The following is an 18,557-nucleotide window of genomic DNA, read 5'->3' as shown; positions in this document are numbered from 1 at the left end:
TAAGGTGCCTTTTTGTTTTTCAGGAAAATGATAAAATAAGGACTTGCGCGGCCCGCAAAACAGATGCTAGTCTGATAAAAATCGCAGAGTAATAAACAAAAATGCTGCATTTTTTTATTATGCTGTAAATATAAAGGCTACCTTCGGGTGGCTTTTTTTATTTGCGCATTAATGACTCCCGCTGTTTTCGGCCGCAGGCCAATAAAGTCAGGAGTGATTAATGAATATCAGTGATAAAGGGCTGGCGCTGATTAAGCGTTTTGAAGGATGCAGCCTGAAAGCGTACCCGGACCCCGCCACTGGCGGGGCGCCATGGACCATTGGTTATGGATGGACTCGCCCCGTGGATGGCGTTGCGGTACATCCGGAGATGGTCATCACTAAACAGAAAGCGGAACAGCTGCTGCGTTGCGGCATCGTCAGCTACGAACAGGCCCTGAACCGGCTGATTCGGGTACGGCTGACTCAGAATCAGTTCGATGCTCTGGTCAGTCTGACCTGGAATATCGGCACTCGCGCTTTTTCCACCTCTACGCTGCTTCAGAAGCTGAACGGCGGTAATTACCAGGGCGCTGCGGATCAATTCCTGCGCTGGGTTCACGCTGATGGCAAGGTAATGCCAGGTCTGGAAAGACGGCGCAGAGCGGAGAAAACGCTGTTTTTAGCAGCACCATAAAGAGGAGTAACGGTATGATACTTGATACAAAAGACTTTGAGCATCATGGTCATCGCTATCGACTTTATATAGCCTATAAAGAACAGGTCACTGAACCAGAATTATTTCATCCACTTTATTTCCTCGACCCCAGTATGCAGTTCGATGTGATGATTCAGAATAACAATGAGTCTGATGGCGCTGCAATATTATATGTCGGGATAGGTTATCCGGAAGGTGTGGATGTTCAGGCGGCACGAACCCGCGATTATACGATTCCGGCGGAAGGTGCTGAATATGAAGGTGGCGGTGGGGCTGAAGCGTTCTACGATTTTATCGCCACGCAGGTTAAACCCTGGGTTGAGTCTGCTTATGCAATAGATACCGGTAAACAGACACTGGCCGGGCATTCATATGGTGGACATTTTGTTCTGTATACCTTGTTTAACCACGGTAACGCATTCCAGAATTATGTCTCTGCCAGTCCTTCGATATGGTGGGGCGATGGCATTCTCGTTCCGGAGGGGGATTTGGTTCTTGATAAAGATATTAATCTTCTGAGCCTGATTATTGGGGAGTATGAAGAAAAAGTTCACCCTGAAAACGGTGAGTCGGACAGGGAACGGATAGAGCGAATTAATGCGGATCCTCGCCTGCGGACCCGTAACCTGGCAATGAGGCTAATCGGTAACGAACAGCGATGCAGTTTCAGTTTTCTACCCGGCCGCCGTCATGGAGGTGTTCCTAAGGATTACGCGAAGATCGCGAATATTATTGCTGGTCAACAGCCCCAGGCCGACGGGCTGTAGCTGTTGTTGAAATCTGGCGTGTAATTCTGTTTGCCCGATATAGAACAAGAGAAAGGATCTATTCCTTTTTAATATTCAGTAGAAGTGTAATGATGAATGGAGGCTGTATGCCTGACGTTAAATTTCCTGAAAATTCAATTATTCCCTCAATTAAAGAATATTCGACTGTAGCAGATGCTTCGTTATCGTTAAATAAATTAACAACTATCTATATATCTAATGAAAACCAGATTCCCGATCTGGAGAGTAAACTTGCTGTATTTATTGAGGAGTTCAAGTTACTCACCGGTAAGGCGTTGACATTGACTTATGATAAACCTGTTGAGCAAGCTGGTTGTATTATCGTCGAGATTAATTCTGAAAATGCATCAGGGTATTTTGATGAGCATTATATTGATGTGATGCCTGATGAACTACGAATCGCTTCACCCACTGTTTCTGGCATTTTTTTCGCAACACGAACTGTCTTACAATTTGCTCAGCGTACCGGCACTATCCCTGTGGGAAATATTCATGATTATTCGTTGGTGAAGGAGAGGGGGCTGCTGCTGGATGTTGCCAGAAAGTATTTTCCAGTTGCATGGGTTAAAAAACTGATTGAGCATATGGCTGCACTGAAGCTGAACGTTTTGCAGCTACATCTTTCCGATAATGAAGGGTTCAGACTTGAAACTTCTGTCGATAAAGATAAGTATGGTGTGGACTTCGAAACGCCATCCGTACTTACAAAAAATGATATTCTGGAAATTATTCAATATGCAAAGGAACGATGCATCAGTGTTATTCCTGAGTTTGACAGCCCGGGACATATGGCAAACATTATCGATAAGCTTCAGGAGCATGATGCCGATAAATATAATGACATTTCCTCCGGTATTTTAACGAAAAACAATCTTAATATTAAAAGTGCTCTGGCGAAGCAGATAGTTTCTGACATTATAAATGAATGGGCGGATGCTTTTGAAGGCTGCCCGGATTTTCACCTGGGTGGAGATGAATTTTATGTTTCTTTATTGCCTTTGATTTTCGGTATAACTCATGATGATGCGGTGACATATCTGAATGAACTATCTGATCAGGTTATCAGGAAGGGAATGAAACCACGTGTCTGGAATGATGAAATATTCAGGGATGGCTGGAGTGTTGAACCGAACAAAAATGGCGTTATCTGTTACTGGTCGGCAACGATCGGATTTGCTATTAACGGACAGGTTATCCACCTGGATCACTATGCACCTGTGATGGATTTTATTTCCCGCGGATATCAGGTTGTTAATGCCAACCAGAATTATCTGTATTATTCTCATGGTAATTATCAACCTAAGCCACAGGAAATTTATACAGAATGGACGCCTCTTGTCTTTGCCGGTAAGAATGAAGGGATTGATGCACAGCAAGTTATTGATGACCTGAGTCAGGTTGTCGGAGCATTATATTGCGTCTGGTGCGATGGAGGCGATTCCCTGGAAGAAGATATCATTTATCAGGATATCAAACTAGCTATTCGCTCAATGTCTGAAAAAAGCTGGGCCAGCGATACGGCTAATGATTATTCCCTGTTTACTGCATTATCTGACGACTGGGAACCGATCCATCTTTAAATTATATACTTGCCATACTTCAAACCGCATCTTTGTTGGCTGCCTTTGCTCACTCCGGTCACATAGCCGGACTATGTGACCGGGGATTCGCTCAGTTGCCGCCGCGATGCAACTTGAATTAATTAGAGTATAGATTTTGGTCGGTCTGAAAATAATTCTCCAGCGAGAAAAGGTATTCATCATTCTGGAATAGCGTTTGCTACTGATTTTAGTTTCAGGTCCGAATAGGACTGAATAACGTCATTATTAATGCAGCAGTTGAGTTGAGTACACCATGAAGTGGATAGACAGTTTTCTTCCATCGCTGTATGCCGCGCTGGCGGCGGGCAGTATCTCTGCGCTGATGAGCATCTACGACGGCAAGTCGGTAGTGAAAACCGTTACCGGCGCGCTGTCATGCGGGATTCTGACCCTGGCGATAGCCGGCTCGCTGGAGCTGTTTGGCTTGCCCGGTAATTCGGTCACCTTTGTTGGGGCCACTATCGGTTTTGTTGGCGCTGAAAAAGTACGCGATAAGGTGCTGGCGCTGTTTAATCGTCGCACCGATAACCGCCGGGGGCCGGGCGGCTGATGGCAGCTATTTTGACATCCTGGCGACTGGCGGGGGGCTGTCTGCTACTGGCTCTGCTATGCGGTGCCGGTTATCTGGCGGGTAAAAGTACGGCGGATAACCGATGGCAGGCGCGCTGGAGTCAGCGCGACGCCGCAGACGCCCGGGAAGCAGCCCGTCATCAGGCGCAGATTAGCGCGCTGGAGGCGCGTCGGCGTCGTGAAATTGAACAGGTCACCCAACATGCACAACAGCAACTTTCCGCGTTACAGGACGATGCCGCTGCTGCTCGCGCTGGCGCTGAGCGGCTGCGGCGCGAGCTCGAACGACTGCGCCAGTCGCGCACAACTGCCGCCGCTTCCGGAGGCGGCCCGACAGCCGACGGTTCCGTGGTTCTGCTCACCGGGCTGCTCGCGGAATCTGTCGAGCGCAATCGACAGCTGGCAGCAGAGGCTGACCGGCGACGCGCAGCCGGCATGGCCTGCCAGCAGGTCTGGCAGGCCATGACTGATAGCCAACCGTAACCGCTTATCGCCACCAGGCAGGACACGATGGCAAACCCGTGCCGAACTTGTTCGGCCAGAAGCCACTGAAAAATAAACAAGGAAAATCAATTCATTGATTTTCGACCGATATCCACAAAGGGGAAAAACCACGTTTTTTCCTCTTTGTCCTCAAACCAGGGCCCCGATGATTCGGGGCCTTTTTTATGGGGCACGCATCGGTGCAGGGCGCCGGGGAGGAGATGTGAGCAACAGCAGTAATACGCCGGGATGGCTGACGCCCCGGTCAGAAGAGCCCGAATACGATGCCGCGCTGGATGCGCTACTGGCCGACTGGATTGTCGGCGTAGCAGCGCTGGCGCCGGGCGCGGTCATTGTCAGGCGGGAAGAGGAGGAGGCGGCACCCCAGGGGGATAACTGGTGCGAATACGCGGTAAGCGAAATCGCTCGCGCCACCAGCGCCGCCTTCTCCCGGCAGGGGGAAGAGCAAGTGACCCAGCAACGGGATGAAACCCTGACCTGCTCGCTCTCTTTTTTCGGCCCCAACGGCCAGAGCATCGGCACCCGATTTCTGGATGGCCTGCTGGTCAGCCAGAACCAGGACGAACTACGGGGGCTGGGTTTCGCCTTTGGCGGCCACGGCGCCCTGACCGGCAGTTCGCAGCAGATAAATAACCAATGGGTAAAGCGTTACGACGTGACGCTGCGCCTTTACCGGACGGTGGCCCGTGAGTACGGCGTTATGGCGCTGACCCAGGCTCCCGTCACTTTCTTTACAGGAGAATAGAGTATGTCACAGGGGTTACCTGTTTCTGATGTGGTGAATGTCACCGTGAACATGGCTGCGCGTGCAGCGCAGGCACGCAATTTCGGCTCGCTGCTGATTGTGGGAGGAAGTGAAGTTATTGATGGCCGTGAACGACTGCGCGCCTATTCGGATATCTCCGGGGTGAGCGCTGATTTTGGCACCGACTCACCAGGTTGGTTATGCAACGGCCGCAGAGGAGGGCGGCGATCTGTCTGTACTGCTGGGCCTGATCCAGACCGCAGGCGTGTAGCCTGTCGAAGGTAAAGGGAAAGAGAGCATCTCTGACTGTCTGAGAGCGTTGTCCGGCGCTTCTGGTGACTGGCATGGCGTCACAATCGCCGATAGCGAACTCAGCGATGACGAGGTTATGGCAGCGGCAGCGTTTAGGCGAATCTATGATTTGACGGCACCCACAATTTCTCTCATGTCATCATAAAATAGCCAACAAACTTTGATGTTCTTCATATAGGTTGTGTAGTTGCTTACAGAACAATCCTTAACGTTAATTATCAATTAATATTGCTATTATTTAATTAAGCCAGAATTCTTATCTTGGCGGGTATAAATCTAATTTTATTGAATTTAAATAAGGAATTAAATTATGAACTATGGAATCAAAAAAAATTTGTTAGTCCCGTTGTTATTTCTGTTTAGCCCCTTAAGTCATGCGGTTTTAGCCGGTGGGATTGTTTCGGTAAATCATTCATGGCCTGCCAACTCAGAATTTAATAAATTATCTTTCTTTCAGCAGGTAAGCAACGATGGAGGAACAGACTCCAAATACTTCTGGGCAAATCAGTTTCATTTTAAAAATGGAGATGGTGGGTATATTGGTTTACAAAACAGAGGTGATGGAGTTCATGCCTTTAATTACTCTATCTGGAAGGCAAAAGGATGGAAGAGTGGTGTGTGTAGTTACTTCAATAGCGAAGGTTCTGGAGTACAATGCCAGATTGTTGTGCCGTGGAAAACTGGGCATCAGTACAAATTAGATGTTTCCAGAAATGGAAACCTGGTTACAGGGGTAGTGACCGATCTGATGGATGGCACAGCTACAACGGTTGGCGTTATCGAAATTCCAGATACATTCGGTAAGCTATACTCATCTTCCGGTTTTGTTGAAGAGTATTCCCAGGGGAATGGTCAGCTCTCCTCCTGTTATGTGATGGGTGCTCAAAGCTCAATCTTTCTGAACCCAATAGGCGATGACAAAACAAAGGCAGGGCAGAGTTCCTATACTTATGGAAATTGCAATGATCCTTATGTGGTAAAATCTGCATGTAATGGTGATGCATGCATCAATACCATAAGCAATCTTCGTGCAATGGCCTCCCCAAATGCATCTATCGTATCGATTGTCAACGAGAACGACTTGACCGCAGAGACCATATCTAACGCTTTGAACAAAGTCGACTTGGTAGCTATTCGCTCTCAGGATGGTCATTGGGCACCAAACATCTATTTCCCGGAGCCTAACAAGCTAAAATGGAAATCAATATTTGTGGACCATCGAGCTGGTTACAGTTCATCAATTCATGTAAATGGTTCTATTATGAAGGTAAACAAGGGTCAGCACATAATGTATATGTCTGATGGTAGCAGCTGGAAAGTTATAAACCCTGTCTAAGATTGCTTCCCCTTAATACCACCAACACTTCTGTTTCAAACAGTAAGGTTGGTGGTATTATTCTCACTACATGTATAAAATATATAACCTCTGTTACTAAAAAACCATCCCGCTGTAAATAGACCCGCTTTAGTTCCATACACTTTTTGAGATCCCGGGCTGGTAATGTTGTTGACGATATTCCTCCGGCGTCAGGTTGTTCAGTGATTCATGCGGGCGTTCACAGTTATATTCAGCCAGCCATTGTTCCGTCATTTCACGCACTTCATTCAGCGTTCTGAACAGATAAAAGTCGAGTATTTCTGTGCGATATGTTCTGTTAAAGCGTTCAATGAATGCGTTCTGTGTCGGTTTATCCGGTTGGATAAATTCCAGTTTTACTGTATGTTTCTCTGCCCATTCAGCCAGTGCCAGCGAGATAAATTCCGGACCATTATCCATGCGAAGCATTACGGGATATCCCCGGTTTGCTGCGATCCTGTCGAGGACACGAACCACTCGCTGAGCTGGCAAATTAAGATCTATTTCGATCGACAACGCCTCGCGATTAAAATCATCAACGACGTTGAACGTACGAAAACGACGACCGCAAATCAGGGCGTCATGCATGAAGTCAACAGACCAGCTTTGGTTTAACGCTTCAGGCGTAGCAAGCGGTGATGGATTACGTACCGGCAGACGCTGCTTGCCTTTACGACGAAAATTCAGCTTCAGCAGACAGTAAATACGGTGGACCCTTTTGTGATTCCACGGGTATCCCTACCGTCGCAGAATCTGAAACAACTTTGGAAAACCATATCGTGGATACCGTTCAGCGGCAGCCTGCAGTGCAGAAATAGCAGGCTCGTCACGCGTAGTATTCGGACGATAATGATAAACCGTTCTACTCAGGTTCAGGCTCCGACAGGCCTGACGGATACTAAGCCCGAACGTCGTTATCAGATGAGTGACCAGCTCACGCTTAAAGGCTGGTTTCAAAGCTTTTTTTTCGATAACGTCTTTCAATGCCCGGTTCTCAAGGCTGATGTCAGCAAACATCTGTTTGAGACGCCTGTTCTCGTCCTCAAGATCCTTTATCTTTTTAATATCAGAGGCTTCCATACCACCGTATTTAGATTTCCAATTGTAGTAGGTCGCTTCAGAGATACCGGCCTCGCGGCAGACATCCTTAACATTTCGTCCGGCTTCAACCGACTTAATCACAGCGATGATCTGATGCTCAGTAAAACGGGCTTTACGCATAACGATCTCCTTCGTTGGCAGAATTGAGTATGCCGGAAGATCTCTAAATGTGAATGGTTCGATTATGCGGGATACTTACATTACTAAATCGGGTGGATACCAGTAAGGCACCGGATATGGAGTGGCCCCAGCCTCCCACCTGATGTTCTATGGTGGCAGGCAGGTTGTTTTCCCTACACCAACCTCTTCACCAGCGCCTCGCTCTGTCGGATAAGCACCGGGGCGTGCTCCAGATCTTTCTGGATCAGCCCCATAAACAGCAGATCGGTGAGCAGCCCCTGCGCGCTGGTGGAAGAGATAGCCGCGCTGCGGGTGGCCTGTTCTTCGGCAAGGGTAAACAGGTTGTGACTGGCGTGCTGATGCAGGCTATTGGGGGCGAAGCCGGTGATCGCCAGCACCGGCATGCCCACGCGCCTGGCCTCTTCGGCCGCCAGATTGATTTCGCGGCGTTCGCCGGAGTAAGAGATCGCGACCAGCAAATCCTGTGCGCTCATCGCCTGTACCGTCGCCAGCAGGGCGTGCATATCCTGCTCCGCCACTGCATTCAACCCAATCTTCATTAACTTCCACGCCAGATTCTTCGCCACCAGTCCGGAGGCGCCAATTCCCACCAGCATAATGCGCCGTGCGCCGTAGAGCATCTCTACGCCGTGCGCCAGCATCTGTTCACTGTTGATCTCCAGGGTGGCGTTCATCGCCGCCATATTTTCCCGAATCAGCTTTTCCCCCACGCTGCGCAGCGGATCGTTGCCATAAATATCGTTGTGTACCAGCACCGGGTCCGTGGAAATCGGGTTTGCCAGGGCGTCGCTCAGGGCCAGTTTTAATGAGGGAAAGCCCTTGTAACCGAGCTTCTGGGCGAACTTCACCACGCTGGACTGACTGACGCCAGCCTCTGCCGCCAACTGTTGCGAGCTAAGATGGCGGGCCCGATCCGGCTTTTCCAGCAGGTAGTCCGCAAGGCGCTTGTCGCTCTGGGCCAGCAGGGGATAGCGCTGGCGGATAACTGTCAGGCAGTTCACATCTCTTCCTCAACGTCGGTGGTCAGTCTGTGATCGTTACCGGAAATTATCACAATTATCGCTCGCGATTAAGAATTTTATATTCCATTATAGACTCAGTTTTATGAATTAAATATTCAAGAGAGGCATAATGAATCTTGGCGCACTGGTTTCTGAATCACGTAATCCTGAAACAATGGATCTGGACGCACTCTCCACGCTGGAGATGGTCACCCGATTTAATCAACAGGATGCCACGGTGGCGCAAGCGGTAAAAGCCACGCTGCCGCAGGTGGCGCAGGCGGTGGATGCCGCGGCCGTTGCGCTGCTGGCGGGGGGGCGAATTATCTATATGGGTGCCGGTACCAGCGGTCGTTTGGGAATACTGGATGCTGCCGAGTGTCCGCCTACCTTTGGGGTATCTCACGATCTGGTGGTGGGCCTGATCGCCGGGGGACCGGGGGCGCTGCTCAAGGCGGTGGAAGGGGCAGAGGATAATCCGCAGTTTGGCGAACAGGATCTGCGTGAGATCAATCTGGAAGCGCGGGATCTGGTGGTGGGGCTGGCCGCTTCCGGGCGCACTCCCTATGTGCTGGGCGGTCTGGCTTATGCGCGTAGTTGCGGTTGTACCACGGTGGCAATTTCCTGCAATCCGGATTCCGCTATCGCCCGGGCGGCGGATATCGCTATCTCGCCGGTAGTGGGGCCAGAGGCGCTGACCGGCTCCACCCGCCTTAAGTCGGGCACCGCCCAGAAACTGGTGCTGAATATGCTCTCCACCGGTGCGATGGTGAAATTCGGCAAGGTATTTCAGAATCTGATGGTGGATATGAAAGCGACCAATGCCAAGCTGGTGGATCGCGCCTGCCGGATGCTGATGGAAGCCACCGGCGCGCCGCGTGAGCGGGCCGAGGCGCTGCTGGCGCAAACCGACTATGAGGTGAAGCCCGCCATTCTGATGGAACTGGCCGGTCTGGATGCGGTAACCGCCAGGGCCCGCCTCGCTGAGCATCGCGGCTATCTGCGCGCCGCGTTGCAGGGATAAAGATCATCAGAGGGAGAAACAGGGATGGACAGACAACAGCTGGCTCAGGCGATTTTGCTGGGCGTTGGCGGGCAGGGCAATATCGTCCGCCTGGAAAACTGTATGACGCGGGTGCGGCTAACGGTGCGCGACGAAGCGCAACTGGCGCTGGACAAGCTGAAAGGCCTGCCCGGCGTCAGCGGCTATGTGAAGCAGGGGGAGCAGCACCAGCTTATCGTCGGCCCCGGTCGGGCGGCCCAGGTAGTGGAGTCGATGCAGACTCTGATGAGCGGCGCCCCCGCTCAGGCGCAGCCGGTGGATACCGCCGCCCGTACCAAAGCCGAAGCAAAAGCGCGCTATAAGGCACCGATGAGCGATGCGTTGCGCCAGTTGGCCAATGTCTTTATCCCGCTGATTCCGGCCTTTATCGCTTCGGGTCTGATTACCGGCATCGTCAATATCCTTAAGCGCCCGGATATCGTCGGCGATTTTGCGGTGCAAAACCCGAATTTGCTGGGACTGATGGGCATCTTTGGCAGCGCGGTTTTCGCCATTATGAATATTCTGGTGGGGGTTAACGCTGCGAAGGTCTACGGCGGATCGATGGCGATGGGCGGCGTCATGGCCGGGATCCTCTCCAGTCCGCAGCTGGCGCAGATCGAACTGTTCGGCGAACATCTGCAGCCCGGGCGCGGCGGGGTGATCGCCGTGCTGCTGGTGGTGGCGCTGATGTGCTGGATTGAAAAGCGGCTGCGTAGCTGGCTGCCCGGCTCGCTGGAGCTGATTCTCAACCCGCTGCTGACCACGCTGATTGCCGGTACCGTGGCTATCGTGGCGCTACAGCCGCTTGGCGGCTGGATCTCGGATGCTATCGCGCATGGCGCGACTCTGGCTATCGATAAGGGCGGGCTGCTGGTCGGCGCCATTCTGTCCGGGGCTTTCCTGCCGCTGGTGCTGACCGGGCTGCATCAGGGGCTGGTTCCTATTCACGTTGAACTGGTACAGGCGCATGGCTTCAATGCGCTGCTGCCTATCCTCTCTATGGCCGGTGTCGGTCAGGTGGGGGCGGCCATCGCCGTTCTGATGAAAACCCGCAATGCGCGTCTGAAGCAGATGATAAAAGGGGCACTGCCGGTGGGGCTGCTGGGCATCGGCGAGCCGCTGATTTTCGGTGTGACTCTGCCGCTGGGGCGCCCGTTCCTGGCCGCCTGTCTGGGGGGCGCGGTCGGCGGAGCCCTAATCAGCTACTGGAAGGTCTCTACGGTCATTACCTTTGGGCTTTCCGGGCTGCCGCTGGCGTTCACCATGGTTTCCGGTAAAGTGATGTTGTATCTGGCGGGGTATCTGATTACCGTGATTGCCGGTTTTCTGTTTACCTGGCTGATTGGCTTTAAAGATCCGGAGGAGTAACGATTGAGCGATAACGGACGTCGGGTGGTTTTTTTTGACCTGGATGGCACGCTGCACCAACAGGATATGTTTGGCTGTTATCTGCGCTGGCTGCTGCGTCGCCAGCCGTTGAACCTGCTACTGGTGATACCGCTGCTGCCGGTGGTGGCGCTGGGGCTGCTGATTCAGGGGCGCGCTACCCGCTGGCCCATGAGTCTGCTGCTGTGGGGCTGTACCTTTGGCCGCAGCGAACGTCGACTCCGGCAGCTCGAAGCCGATTTTGTCGCGGCGTTTCGGAGCAGGGTCACCGCTTTTCCGGTGGTTCAGCAGCGGCTGAATGACTATCTGGATAGCGCCGATGCCGATGTCTGGCTGATTACCGGCTCTCCCCAGCCGCTGGTGGAGCAGGTCTACGGCGATAGCCCGTGGCTGCCCCGGGTGAAGCTTATCGCCAGCCGTATGACCCGGCGTTGCGGCGGTCAGGTGCTGACCCTGCGCTGCCTGGGCCACGAAAAGGTGGCCCAACTGGAACAGCGGCTGGGCGTGCCGCTTCAGCTCTATAGCGGCTACAGCGACAGCAGCCAGGATAACCCGCTGCTGCGCTTCTGCGAGCACCGCTGGCGGGTCACGCCCCAGGGGCGACTGCAGCAACTGGAGTGAAGTCATCGCCCCGTGTATAATGCGCGCCCCATTAATCCGGAGGTCGCCGTGTCCGAACAGCCCATCGATCATGAATACTGGATGCGCCATGCGCTAACCCTGGCGCAGCGCGCCGGGGAAGAGGGCGAAGTGCCCGTCGGCGCGGTACTGGTCTGGCAAAATCAGGTGATTGGCGAAGGCTGGAATCGCCCTATTGGCCGTCACGATCCCACCGCGCACGCCGAAATTATGGCGCTGCGCCAGGGGGGGATGGTGCTGCAAAACTATCGTCTGCTGGATACCACGCTGTACGTAACCCTTGAGCCCTGCGTGATGTGCGCCGGGGCCATGGTGCATGGCCGGGTCAGCCATCTGGTGTATGGCGCCAGCGATGCCAAGACCGGCGCTGCGGGTTCGCTGATGGATGTGCTGGGCCACCCGGGAATGAATCACCGGGTACAGGTTAGCGGGGGGATTCTTGCGCCAGCGTGTTCGGCACTGTTGAGTGAATTTTTTCGCCAACGGCGAGCGCAAAAAAAGGCGCAAAGGGAAATGGACCGTAATCGGGGATAGCCACTTCGCCCGGGGTGACCGCCGGATACCCCTGGGCTAGTTGAGTGCTTTTCGCTTTTTGGCGCTCTTTCTCTCTCAGGTACCCTTCCAGACTCTGCTGGTAGCGGCGAATATTCTCCACATAGGCGTGGGCTTCGTGACCCCGGGCATAGCCGTAAGTGGTCTGAGTGTAGTAGCGCTTCTGGCTCAGTAGCGGCAATGTCTGCTTCACATCCGCCCAGCTGTCGGGATTCTTTTTCAGCTTTGCGGTCAGTGCCCGGGCGTCCAGCATATGGGCATAGCCCATGTTATAGGCTGCCAGCGCGTACCAGATGCGCTCCTCTTCCGGCACCGTTTCGGGCACCTTACTCATCATCTTCTGCAGATAGCTGGCGCCGCCGCGAATGCTCTGTTCGGCATCCAGCCGGTCTTCAACCCCCAGACTTTGCGCCGTATTGCGGGTCAGCATCATCATGCCGCGCACCCCGGTGGGGGAAGTGGCCAGCGCGTTCCAGTGCGACTCCTGATACGAAATGGCCGCCAGCAGGCGCCAGTCGATGCTTTGCGCATACTTTTCAAATAGCGGCTGCAGTTCCGGCAGCACGTTATCGATGGCGCGCAGGAAGCTGCGGGTGTCCACGTAGTCGAAGGTGCCGACGTGGCCCAGGTATTTCTCTTCCAGACGTGCCAGGGTGCCGTCACTGCAGATGTCGTTAAAGAAGTCGAGCAGCGCTGCAGACAGGCTGTCGTCATCGTCACGGGGAGAAAACCAGGTGACGGGCTGCTCTTCGGTGACGTCCAGCGCGACGGCCAGTTGCGGATGAATACGCTGAAACATGCTGATGGCGACGGAGTCGGCGATGGTGTAAGTGATATCGCCGTCCAGCACCTTGCGCAGTAGCTCATTGCTGCTCCGGCGTTCATCAACGTGCCAGCTCAGTTCGGGATACTGACCTTCGCGCAGCTTACGCAGTTCGCTCAGCGCCGCCAGACCGGGCGTCAGGGTCATCTGCTGCGCGGTGATCCCCTCCAGGCTCTTTGGTCTGAGGGTGCCCTTACGGTAGACCAGCTGTTGAGATACGGCGTAATAGGCCGGGCCAGCCTGGTAAGCCTGACGGCGATCGTTGTTATATACCAGCCCGGCCGCCAGAATATCCGCCTTACCGCTGTCCAGATCGTCGAACAGTTGATCGATGGTCGAACGCACTTTCACTTCCAGCTTCACCCCCAGATAGCGGGCAAACTGCTGCGCCAGCTCATAGTCCAGGCCGGTGATTTTATTTTTCTCGCGGTACCAGGTGAGCGGGGTGGCGATGGTACTAACGCGCAGCACTCCCCGACTCTGAATCTCAGCGAGACGGTTTTCAGCTTTGCCAAACCAGGGAACGGAGGGCCATAGCGCAATCGCCAACAACAGGGCGACCACCCCGACAAGCAGATAGTTAATCTTTAGTTTCTTCAATAAGTTAAGTCTCTGCGCTGTCTTAAGTCCTGGTTGGGAGCCAGGAAAATTTCATTATTATACGGGGCTATTGGAGCCGCATTTTGCTCAACAATGCGTGCGCTGGCAACCGCTTAGTGCGTTTTTTGACCATTTTACGTACAGCGTCACAGGAATTTTATTTCTGCGCAAACGGTTTCGTCGCCGCTGTGGATTCTCTATAATGACGCCCGTTTTCCCCTGGTGCCATCGATGGCGCCATACAGCCGCTTCGAAGACGAGAGATCTTATGATGGAAATTCTGCGTGGTTCGCCCGCCCTGTCAGCCTTCCGAATCAATAAATTGCTGGATCGTTTTAACGCGGCCCGGCTGCCGGTAACCGGCGTCTATGCCGAATATATGCACTTTGCTGACCTGGCGGCCCCCCTTGACGATGAGGCGCGCGCGCGGCTTGTGCGCCTGCTGGAATATGGCCCGACCCTGGCAAGCCATGCGCCTGGCGGTACGCTGCTGCTGGTGACGCCCCGTCCCGGTACGCTCTCCCCCTGGTCCTCTAAAGCCACCGACATTGCCCGCAACTGCGGTCTGAGCCAGGTGAAGCGCCTGGAGCGCGGCGTGGCCTGGTATCTGGAAGGGGAGTTGAGCCCCGCTCAGCGCGATGCGGCGGCGGCCCTGGTTCACGACAGAATGATGGAAAGCGTGTTTACCGCGCCTGAGCAGGCCGAATGCCTGTTCGCCCATCACAATCCGCGTCCGGTTCAGAGCGTCGATCTGCTCGGTCGCGGGCGCGAAGCGCTGATCGAAGCCAACGTTCGTCTGGGGCTGGCGCTGGCGGAAGACGAAATTGACTATCTGCAGCAGGCGTTTACCTCTCTGGGTCGCAATCCTAACGATATCGAACTCTATATGTTCGCTCAGGCGAACTCGGAACACTGTCGCCACAAGATCTTTAACGCCGACTGGATTATCGACGGGGAAACTCAGCCGAAGTCGCTGTTTAAGATGATTAAGAACACCTTCGAGCAGACGCCGGAGTACGTGCTCTCCGCCTATAAAGATAATGCCGCAGTGATGGAAGGCTCTGAGGTCGGGCGTTTCTACCCGCAGGACGCCGATGGTCGCTACCAGTATCATCAGGAGCCGACCCATATTCTGATGAAGGTCGAGACCCACAACCACCCGACCGCAATCTCCCCGTGGCCGGGCGCGGCCACCGGCTCCGGCGGTGAAATTCGCGATGAAGGTGCCACCGGGCGCGGCGCAAAACCCAAGGCGGGGATGGTCGGTTTCTCGGTTTCTAACCTGCGTATTCCCGGCTTCGAGCAGCCCTGGGAAGAGGATTTCGGCAAGCCGCAGCGCATCGTTTCGGCGCTGGACATCATGCTGGATGGCCCGCTCGGCGGCGCTGCCTTTAACAACGAATTTGGCCGCCCGGCCCTGAACGGTTACTTCCGTACCTACGAGGAGCGGGTGAGCAGCCACAACGGCGCCGAAGTGCGTGGTTATCATAAGCCCATAATGCTGGCGGGCGGTATCGGTAATATCCGCGCCGATCACGTCCAGAAAGGGGAGATCCCCCCGGGAGCGAAACTGATCGTGCTGGGCGGTCCGGCCATGAATATCGGTCTGGGCGGCGGTGCCGCTTCGTCAATGGATTCCGGTCAGTCCGACGCCGATCTCGACTTTGCCTCGGTACAGCGAGATAACCCGGAAATGGAGCGTCGCTGTCAGGAGGTGATCGACCGCTGCTGGCAGTTGGGGGATAACAACCCGATCCTGTTTATCCACGATGTGGGGGCGGGTGGACTTTCCAACGCCATGCCGGAACTGGTGAGCGACGGCGGGCGCGGCGGCCGTTTTGAGCTGCGGGATATCCTGAGCGACGAGCCGGGTATGAGCCCGCTGGAAGTCTGGTGCAACGAATCTCAGGAGCGCTATGTGCTGGCGGTGGCGCCGGAACGACTGGCGGATTTCGATGCCCTGTGCCGTCGCGAACGCGCGCCCTATGCAGTGATTGGCGAGGCGACAGAGGAAGAGCATCTGACCCTGAATGACAGCCACTTCGACAATCAGCCCATTGATATGCCGCTGGATGTTCTGCTTGGTAAAACCCCGAAAATGACCCGCGACGTGGCCAGCCAGCAGGCTCAGGGCCAGGCGCTGGATCGCACCGGTATCGATCTCATTGATGCGGTGAAAAGGGTATTGCATCTGCCTGCGGTGGCTGAAAAGACCTTTCTGATCACCATTGGCGACCGTACCGTCACCGGTATGGTGGCCCGGGATCAGATGGTCGGCCCCTGGCAGATCCCGGTGGCTGACTGCGCGGTGACCACCGCCAGCCTGGACAGCTATCACGGCGAAGCCATGTCCATGGGCGAGCGCGCGCCGGTTGCGCTGCTGGATTTTGCCGCCTCCGCCCGTCTGGCGGTGGGCGAGGCGCTGACCAATATCGCCGCGGCGCAGATTGGCTCCCTCACGCGGGTGAAGCTTTCCGCTAACTGGATGGCCGCGGCGGGCCACCCCGGTGAAGATGCCGGTCTGTACCAGGCGGTGAAAGCGGTGGGCGAAGAACTGTGTCCGGCGCTGGGGCTGACCATTCCGGTGGGTAAGGATTCAATGTCGATGAAAACCCGCTGGCAGGAAGGCAGTGAAGCGCGTGAAGTGACGTCGCCGCTGTCGCTGGTGATTAGCGCCTTTGCCCGGGTAGAGGACGCCCGTCGTACCGCCACGCCGCAGCTCAGCACCGAAGAGAATGCCCTGTTGCTGATCGATCTGGGCCAGGGCCGTAATGCCCTTGGCGCCACCGCGCTGGCCCAGGTTTATCGCCAGTTGGGCGACAGCACCGCTGACGTTCGCTGTCCTGAGCAGCTAAAAGGCTTCTTCGACGCTATCCAGGCGCTGCTGGCCCGCGGTTCGCTGCTGGCTTACCACGATCGCGGCGACGGCGGCCTGCTGGTCACTCTGGCGGAGATGGCCTTCGCCGGTCATTGCGGTCTGGATGTGGATATTGCCGCCCTGGGCGACGATCGCCTGGCGGCGCTGTTTAACGAAGAGCTGGGCGCTGTGATCCAGGTTGCGGCCGATGAGCGCGAAAGCGTGGAAGCGCTGCTGGCGTCCCACGGTCTGGCAGCATGCACCCATTATTTGGGCCAGGCGAGCGTCGGAGATGACTTTATCGTTCGCGCCGGGAGCGAAACGGTGTATCGCGAGAGCCGCAATCAGTTACGTCAGTGGTGGGCGGAAACCACCTGGCAGATGCAGCGCCTGCGCGACAACCCGGCCTGCGCCGATGAAGAGCACGCGGCGAAGGGCGATAATAGCGATCCGGGGCTGAACGTCGCCCTGAGCTTCGATATGGATGAGGATATCGCGGCACCCTTTATCGCCACCGGCGCGCGCCCGAAAGTGGCGGTGCTGCGCGAACAGGGGGTCAACTCTCATGTCGAGATGGCGGCGGCATTCCATCGCGCCGGTTTTGACGCCGTGGACGTGCATATGAGCGATCTGATTGCCGGACGTCACGATCTGGGCGATTTCCATACCCTGGTCGCCTGCGGCGGCTTCTCTTACGGCGACGTACTGGGAGCCGGCGAAGGCTGGGCGAAATCGATTCTGTTCAACGAGCCGGTTCGCGAAGCGTTCCGCGGCTTCTTCCTGCGCCCGGATACCCTGGCTCTGGGGGTCTGTAACGGCTGCCAGATGCTCTCTAACCTGCGGGAGCTGATTCCGGGTAGCGACCTGTGGCCGCGCTTTGTGCGTAACCAGTCCGAGCGCTTTGAGGCGCGGTTCAGTCTGGTTGAGGTGGCGGAAAGCGCCTCGCTGCTGATGGAAGGCATGGCCGGTTCCCGTATGCCGATCGCCGTTTCCCACGGCGAAGGTCGGGTGGAGCCGCGCGTCGGCGCGCCGCTGAGCGAACTGGAAAGCCGGGGACTGGTGGCGCTGCGCTATGTCGATAACTTCGGAAAGGTGACCGAGCGCTATCCGGCTAACCCGAACGGTTCAGCGAATGGCATTACGGCGGTAACCAGTGAAGACGGGCGCGTTACTATTATGATGCCGCACCCCGAGCGCGTATTCCGGAGCGTGGCGAACTCCTGGCATCCGGCACAGTGGGGCGAGGACAGCCCCTGGATGCGTCTGTTCCGTAACGCCCGTCGTCAGTTGGGTTAATGCTGCTGCCTCCCGTTACTCAGGAAAATCGTAACGGGAGGCAATGATAGTGTCGGGAAAGCGCGACAGCATGGGGTATCTGGTGTCGCCAAAAGGTGACATTTAACTTGTTGATTTTTTGTTTCTGAGCTTAAACGGGTTATGAGTGTCTCCATAAGGAGACGGTTCTGAGGAGCACTTCTCTGGTCAGTTTAAGAATGTTTTATCATAAAAACATTTAAAATCATTGGCTTATTTGTTTTCTTTTATTTTTGGCATAAAACGTGCATTATATGAATCAGTGGCTCATTCACCTTCTTATGTCAGCCCCGCCAGTCGGACGTGCTACATAAACCTACGAATGACGCACAAAAAGGTGCCTGCCGTCCACCATCTGATAATAGCGAGTTCGCTCCTTTATCAGGCATCGGGCGAAACGTTGAGTAAGGCACCGCCTGATTCCAGTAAAGCGGCAGAGTCAATTTGGCTCTGCCGTTTTCACATCTGGCGCTTTCCTCCTGCGTCGCGCTCCGTTAGCATCATGGCATTATGGATAACCTGAG

15 protein-coding genes and 2 pseudogenes are annotated in these 18,557 nt (G+C 54.8%); 14 read left to right on the top strand and 3 right to left on the bottom strand.

Annotated features, from left to right (window positions below; all coding sequences use genetic code 11):
• Positions 1–220 precede the first annotated feature (220 nt).
• The 8 genes and pseudogenes from FEM41_RS23685 (at position 221) to FEM41_RS23650 (ending at position 6,553) form a co-directional block, all read left to right on the top strand.
• Positions 221–676, top strand: a complete 456-nt coding sequence (locus tag FEM41_RS23685) for a lysozyme (RefSeq protein WP_138098942.1) — start codon at positions 221–223, stop codon at positions 674–676.
• A 14-nt stretch (positions 677–690) separates the two neighbouring features.
• A complete protein-coding gene (locus FEM41_RS23680; protein WP_138098941.1) occupies positions 691–1,464 on the top strand; it encodes an alpha/beta hydrolase in 774 nt (257 codons plus the stop codon).
• 107 nt (positions 1,465–1,571) lie between these two features.
• Complete coding sequence (locus tag FEM41_RS23675) at positions 1,572–3,065, top strand: family 20 glycosylhydrolase (RefSeq protein WP_168198855.1); 1,494 nt, start codon at positions 1,572–1,574, stop codon at positions 3,063–3,065.
• 274 nt (positions 3,066–3,339) lie between these two features.
• Positions 3,340–3,636, top strand: coding sequence for a phage holin, lambda family (locus FEM41_RS23670; protein WP_138098939.1), 297 nt, complete (start codon positions 3,340–3,342; stop codon positions 3,634–3,636).
• The gene (locus FEM41_RS23665) at positions 3,636–4,139 is read left to right on the top strand and encodes a DUF2514 family protein (protein WP_138098938.1); all 504 of its coding nucleotides are present in this window, start codon (positions 3,636–3,638) and stop codon (positions 4,137–4,139) included. Before FEM41_RS23670 ends, FEM41_RS23665 begins: the two co-directional genes overlap by 1 nt.
• Positions 4,140–4,362: 223 nt before the next feature.
• Positions 4,363–4,905, top strand: a complete 543-nt coding sequence (locus tag FEM41_RS23660) for a phage neck terminator protein (protein ID WP_138098937.1) — start codon at positions 4,363–4,365, stop codon at positions 4,903–4,905.
• A gap of 3 nt (positions 4,906–4,908) precedes the next feature.
• Positions 4,909–5,097 (top strand): annotated as a pseudogene (locus tag FEM41_RS23655) (DUF3383 family protein); the annotation flags it as partial.
• A gap of 430 nt (positions 5,098–5,527) precedes the next feature.
• A complete protein-coding gene (locus FEM41_RS23650) occupies positions 5,528–6,553 on the top strand; it encodes a DUF3472 domain-containing protein (RefSeq protein WP_138098935.1) in 1,026 nt (341 codons plus the stop codon).
• Positions 6,554–6,682: 129 nt separating this feature from the next.
• On the opposite strand, the pseudogene FEM41_RS23645 reads toward FEM41_RS23650, so the two are convergent.
• Positions 6,683–7,795: pseudogene (locus FEM41_RS23645) on the bottom strand (IS3 family transposase).
• Between the two features lie 53 nt (positions 7,796–7,848).
• Here FEM41_RS23645 and FEM41_RS25245 point away from each other — a divergent pair.
• Entirely contained in the window at positions 7,849–7,938 is a 90-nt protein-coding gene (locus FEM41_RS25245) for a tail fiber assembly protein (protein WP_138098934.1), read from the top strand.
• Between the two features lie 30 nt (positions 7,939–7,968).
• On the opposite strand, the gene FEM41_RS23635 is transcribed toward FEM41_RS25245, so the two are convergent.
• The gene (locus FEM41_RS23635; RefSeq protein WP_138098933.1) at positions 7,969–8,817 is read right to left on the bottom strand and encodes a MurR/RpiR family transcriptional regulator; all 849 of its coding nucleotides are present in this window, start codon (positions 8,815–8,817) and stop codon (positions 7,969–7,971) included.
• Positions 8,818–8,947: 130 nt separating this feature from the next.
• Here FEM41_RS23635 and murQ point away from each other — a divergent pair, with 130 nt between their 5' ends.
• From murQ to tadA, 4 genes are all read left to right on the top strand, one after another.
• Positions 8,948–9,841, top strand: coding sequence for an N-acetylmuramic acid 6-phosphate etherase (gene murQ / locus FEM41_RS23630; RefSeq protein ID WP_138098932.1), 894 nt, complete (start codon positions 8,948–8,950; stop codon positions 9,839–9,841).
• A gap of 24 nt (positions 9,842–9,865) precedes the next feature.
• The gene (locus tag FEM41_RS23625; RefSeq protein ID WP_138098931.1) at positions 9,866–11,230 is read left to right on the top strand and encodes a PTS transporter subunit EIIC; all 1,365 of its coding nucleotides are present in this window, start codon (positions 9,866–9,868) and stop codon (positions 11,228–11,230) included.
• Positions 11,231–11,233: 3 nt separating this feature from the next.
• Positions 11,234–11,869 carry a phosphatidylglycerophosphatase C gene (yfhb, locus tag FEM41_RS23620; RefSeq protein WP_138098930.1) on the top strand — a complete coding sequence of 212 codons (636 nt, stop codon included), beginning with the start codon at positions 11,234–11,236 and terminating at the stop codon, positions 11,867–11,869.
• 81 nt (positions 11,870–11,950) lie between these two features.
• The gene (gene tadA / locus FEM41_RS23615; protein ID WP_241666668.1) at positions 11,951–12,421 is read left to right on the top strand and encodes a tRNA adenosine(34) deaminase TadA; all 471 of its coding nucleotides are present in this window, start codon (positions 11,951–11,953) and stop codon (positions 12,419–12,421) included.
• On the opposite strand, the gene mltF is transcribed toward tadA, so the two are convergent.
• Positions 12,312–13,862 (bottom strand): membrane-bound lytic murein transglycosylase MltF, encoded by a 1,551-nt coding sequence (gene mltF, locus FEM41_RS23610; RefSeq protein ID WP_138098928.1) that lies wholly within the window; start codon positions 13,860–13,862, stop codon positions 12,312–12,314. The genes tadA and mltF overlap by 110 nt on opposite strands.
• A gap of 268 nt (positions 13,863–14,130) precedes the next feature.
• On the opposite strand from mltF, the gene purL reads away from it, so the two are divergent.
• Entirely contained in the window at positions 14,131–18,015 is a 3,885-nt protein-coding gene (gene purL, locus FEM41_RS23605; protein WP_138098927.1) for a phosphoribosylformylglycinamidine synthase, read from the top strand.
• Positions 18,016–18,557: the final 542 nt, after the last annotated feature.

Origin of the sequence: Jejubacter calystegiae, from assembly GCF_005671395.1 — a bacterium.
Taxonomy (GTDB): Bacteria; Pseudomonadota; Gammaproteobacteria; order Enterobacterales; family Enterobacteriaceae; genus Jejubacter; species Jejubacter calystegiae.
This window is presented reverse-complemented; position numbering and strand designations above follow the sequence as displayed.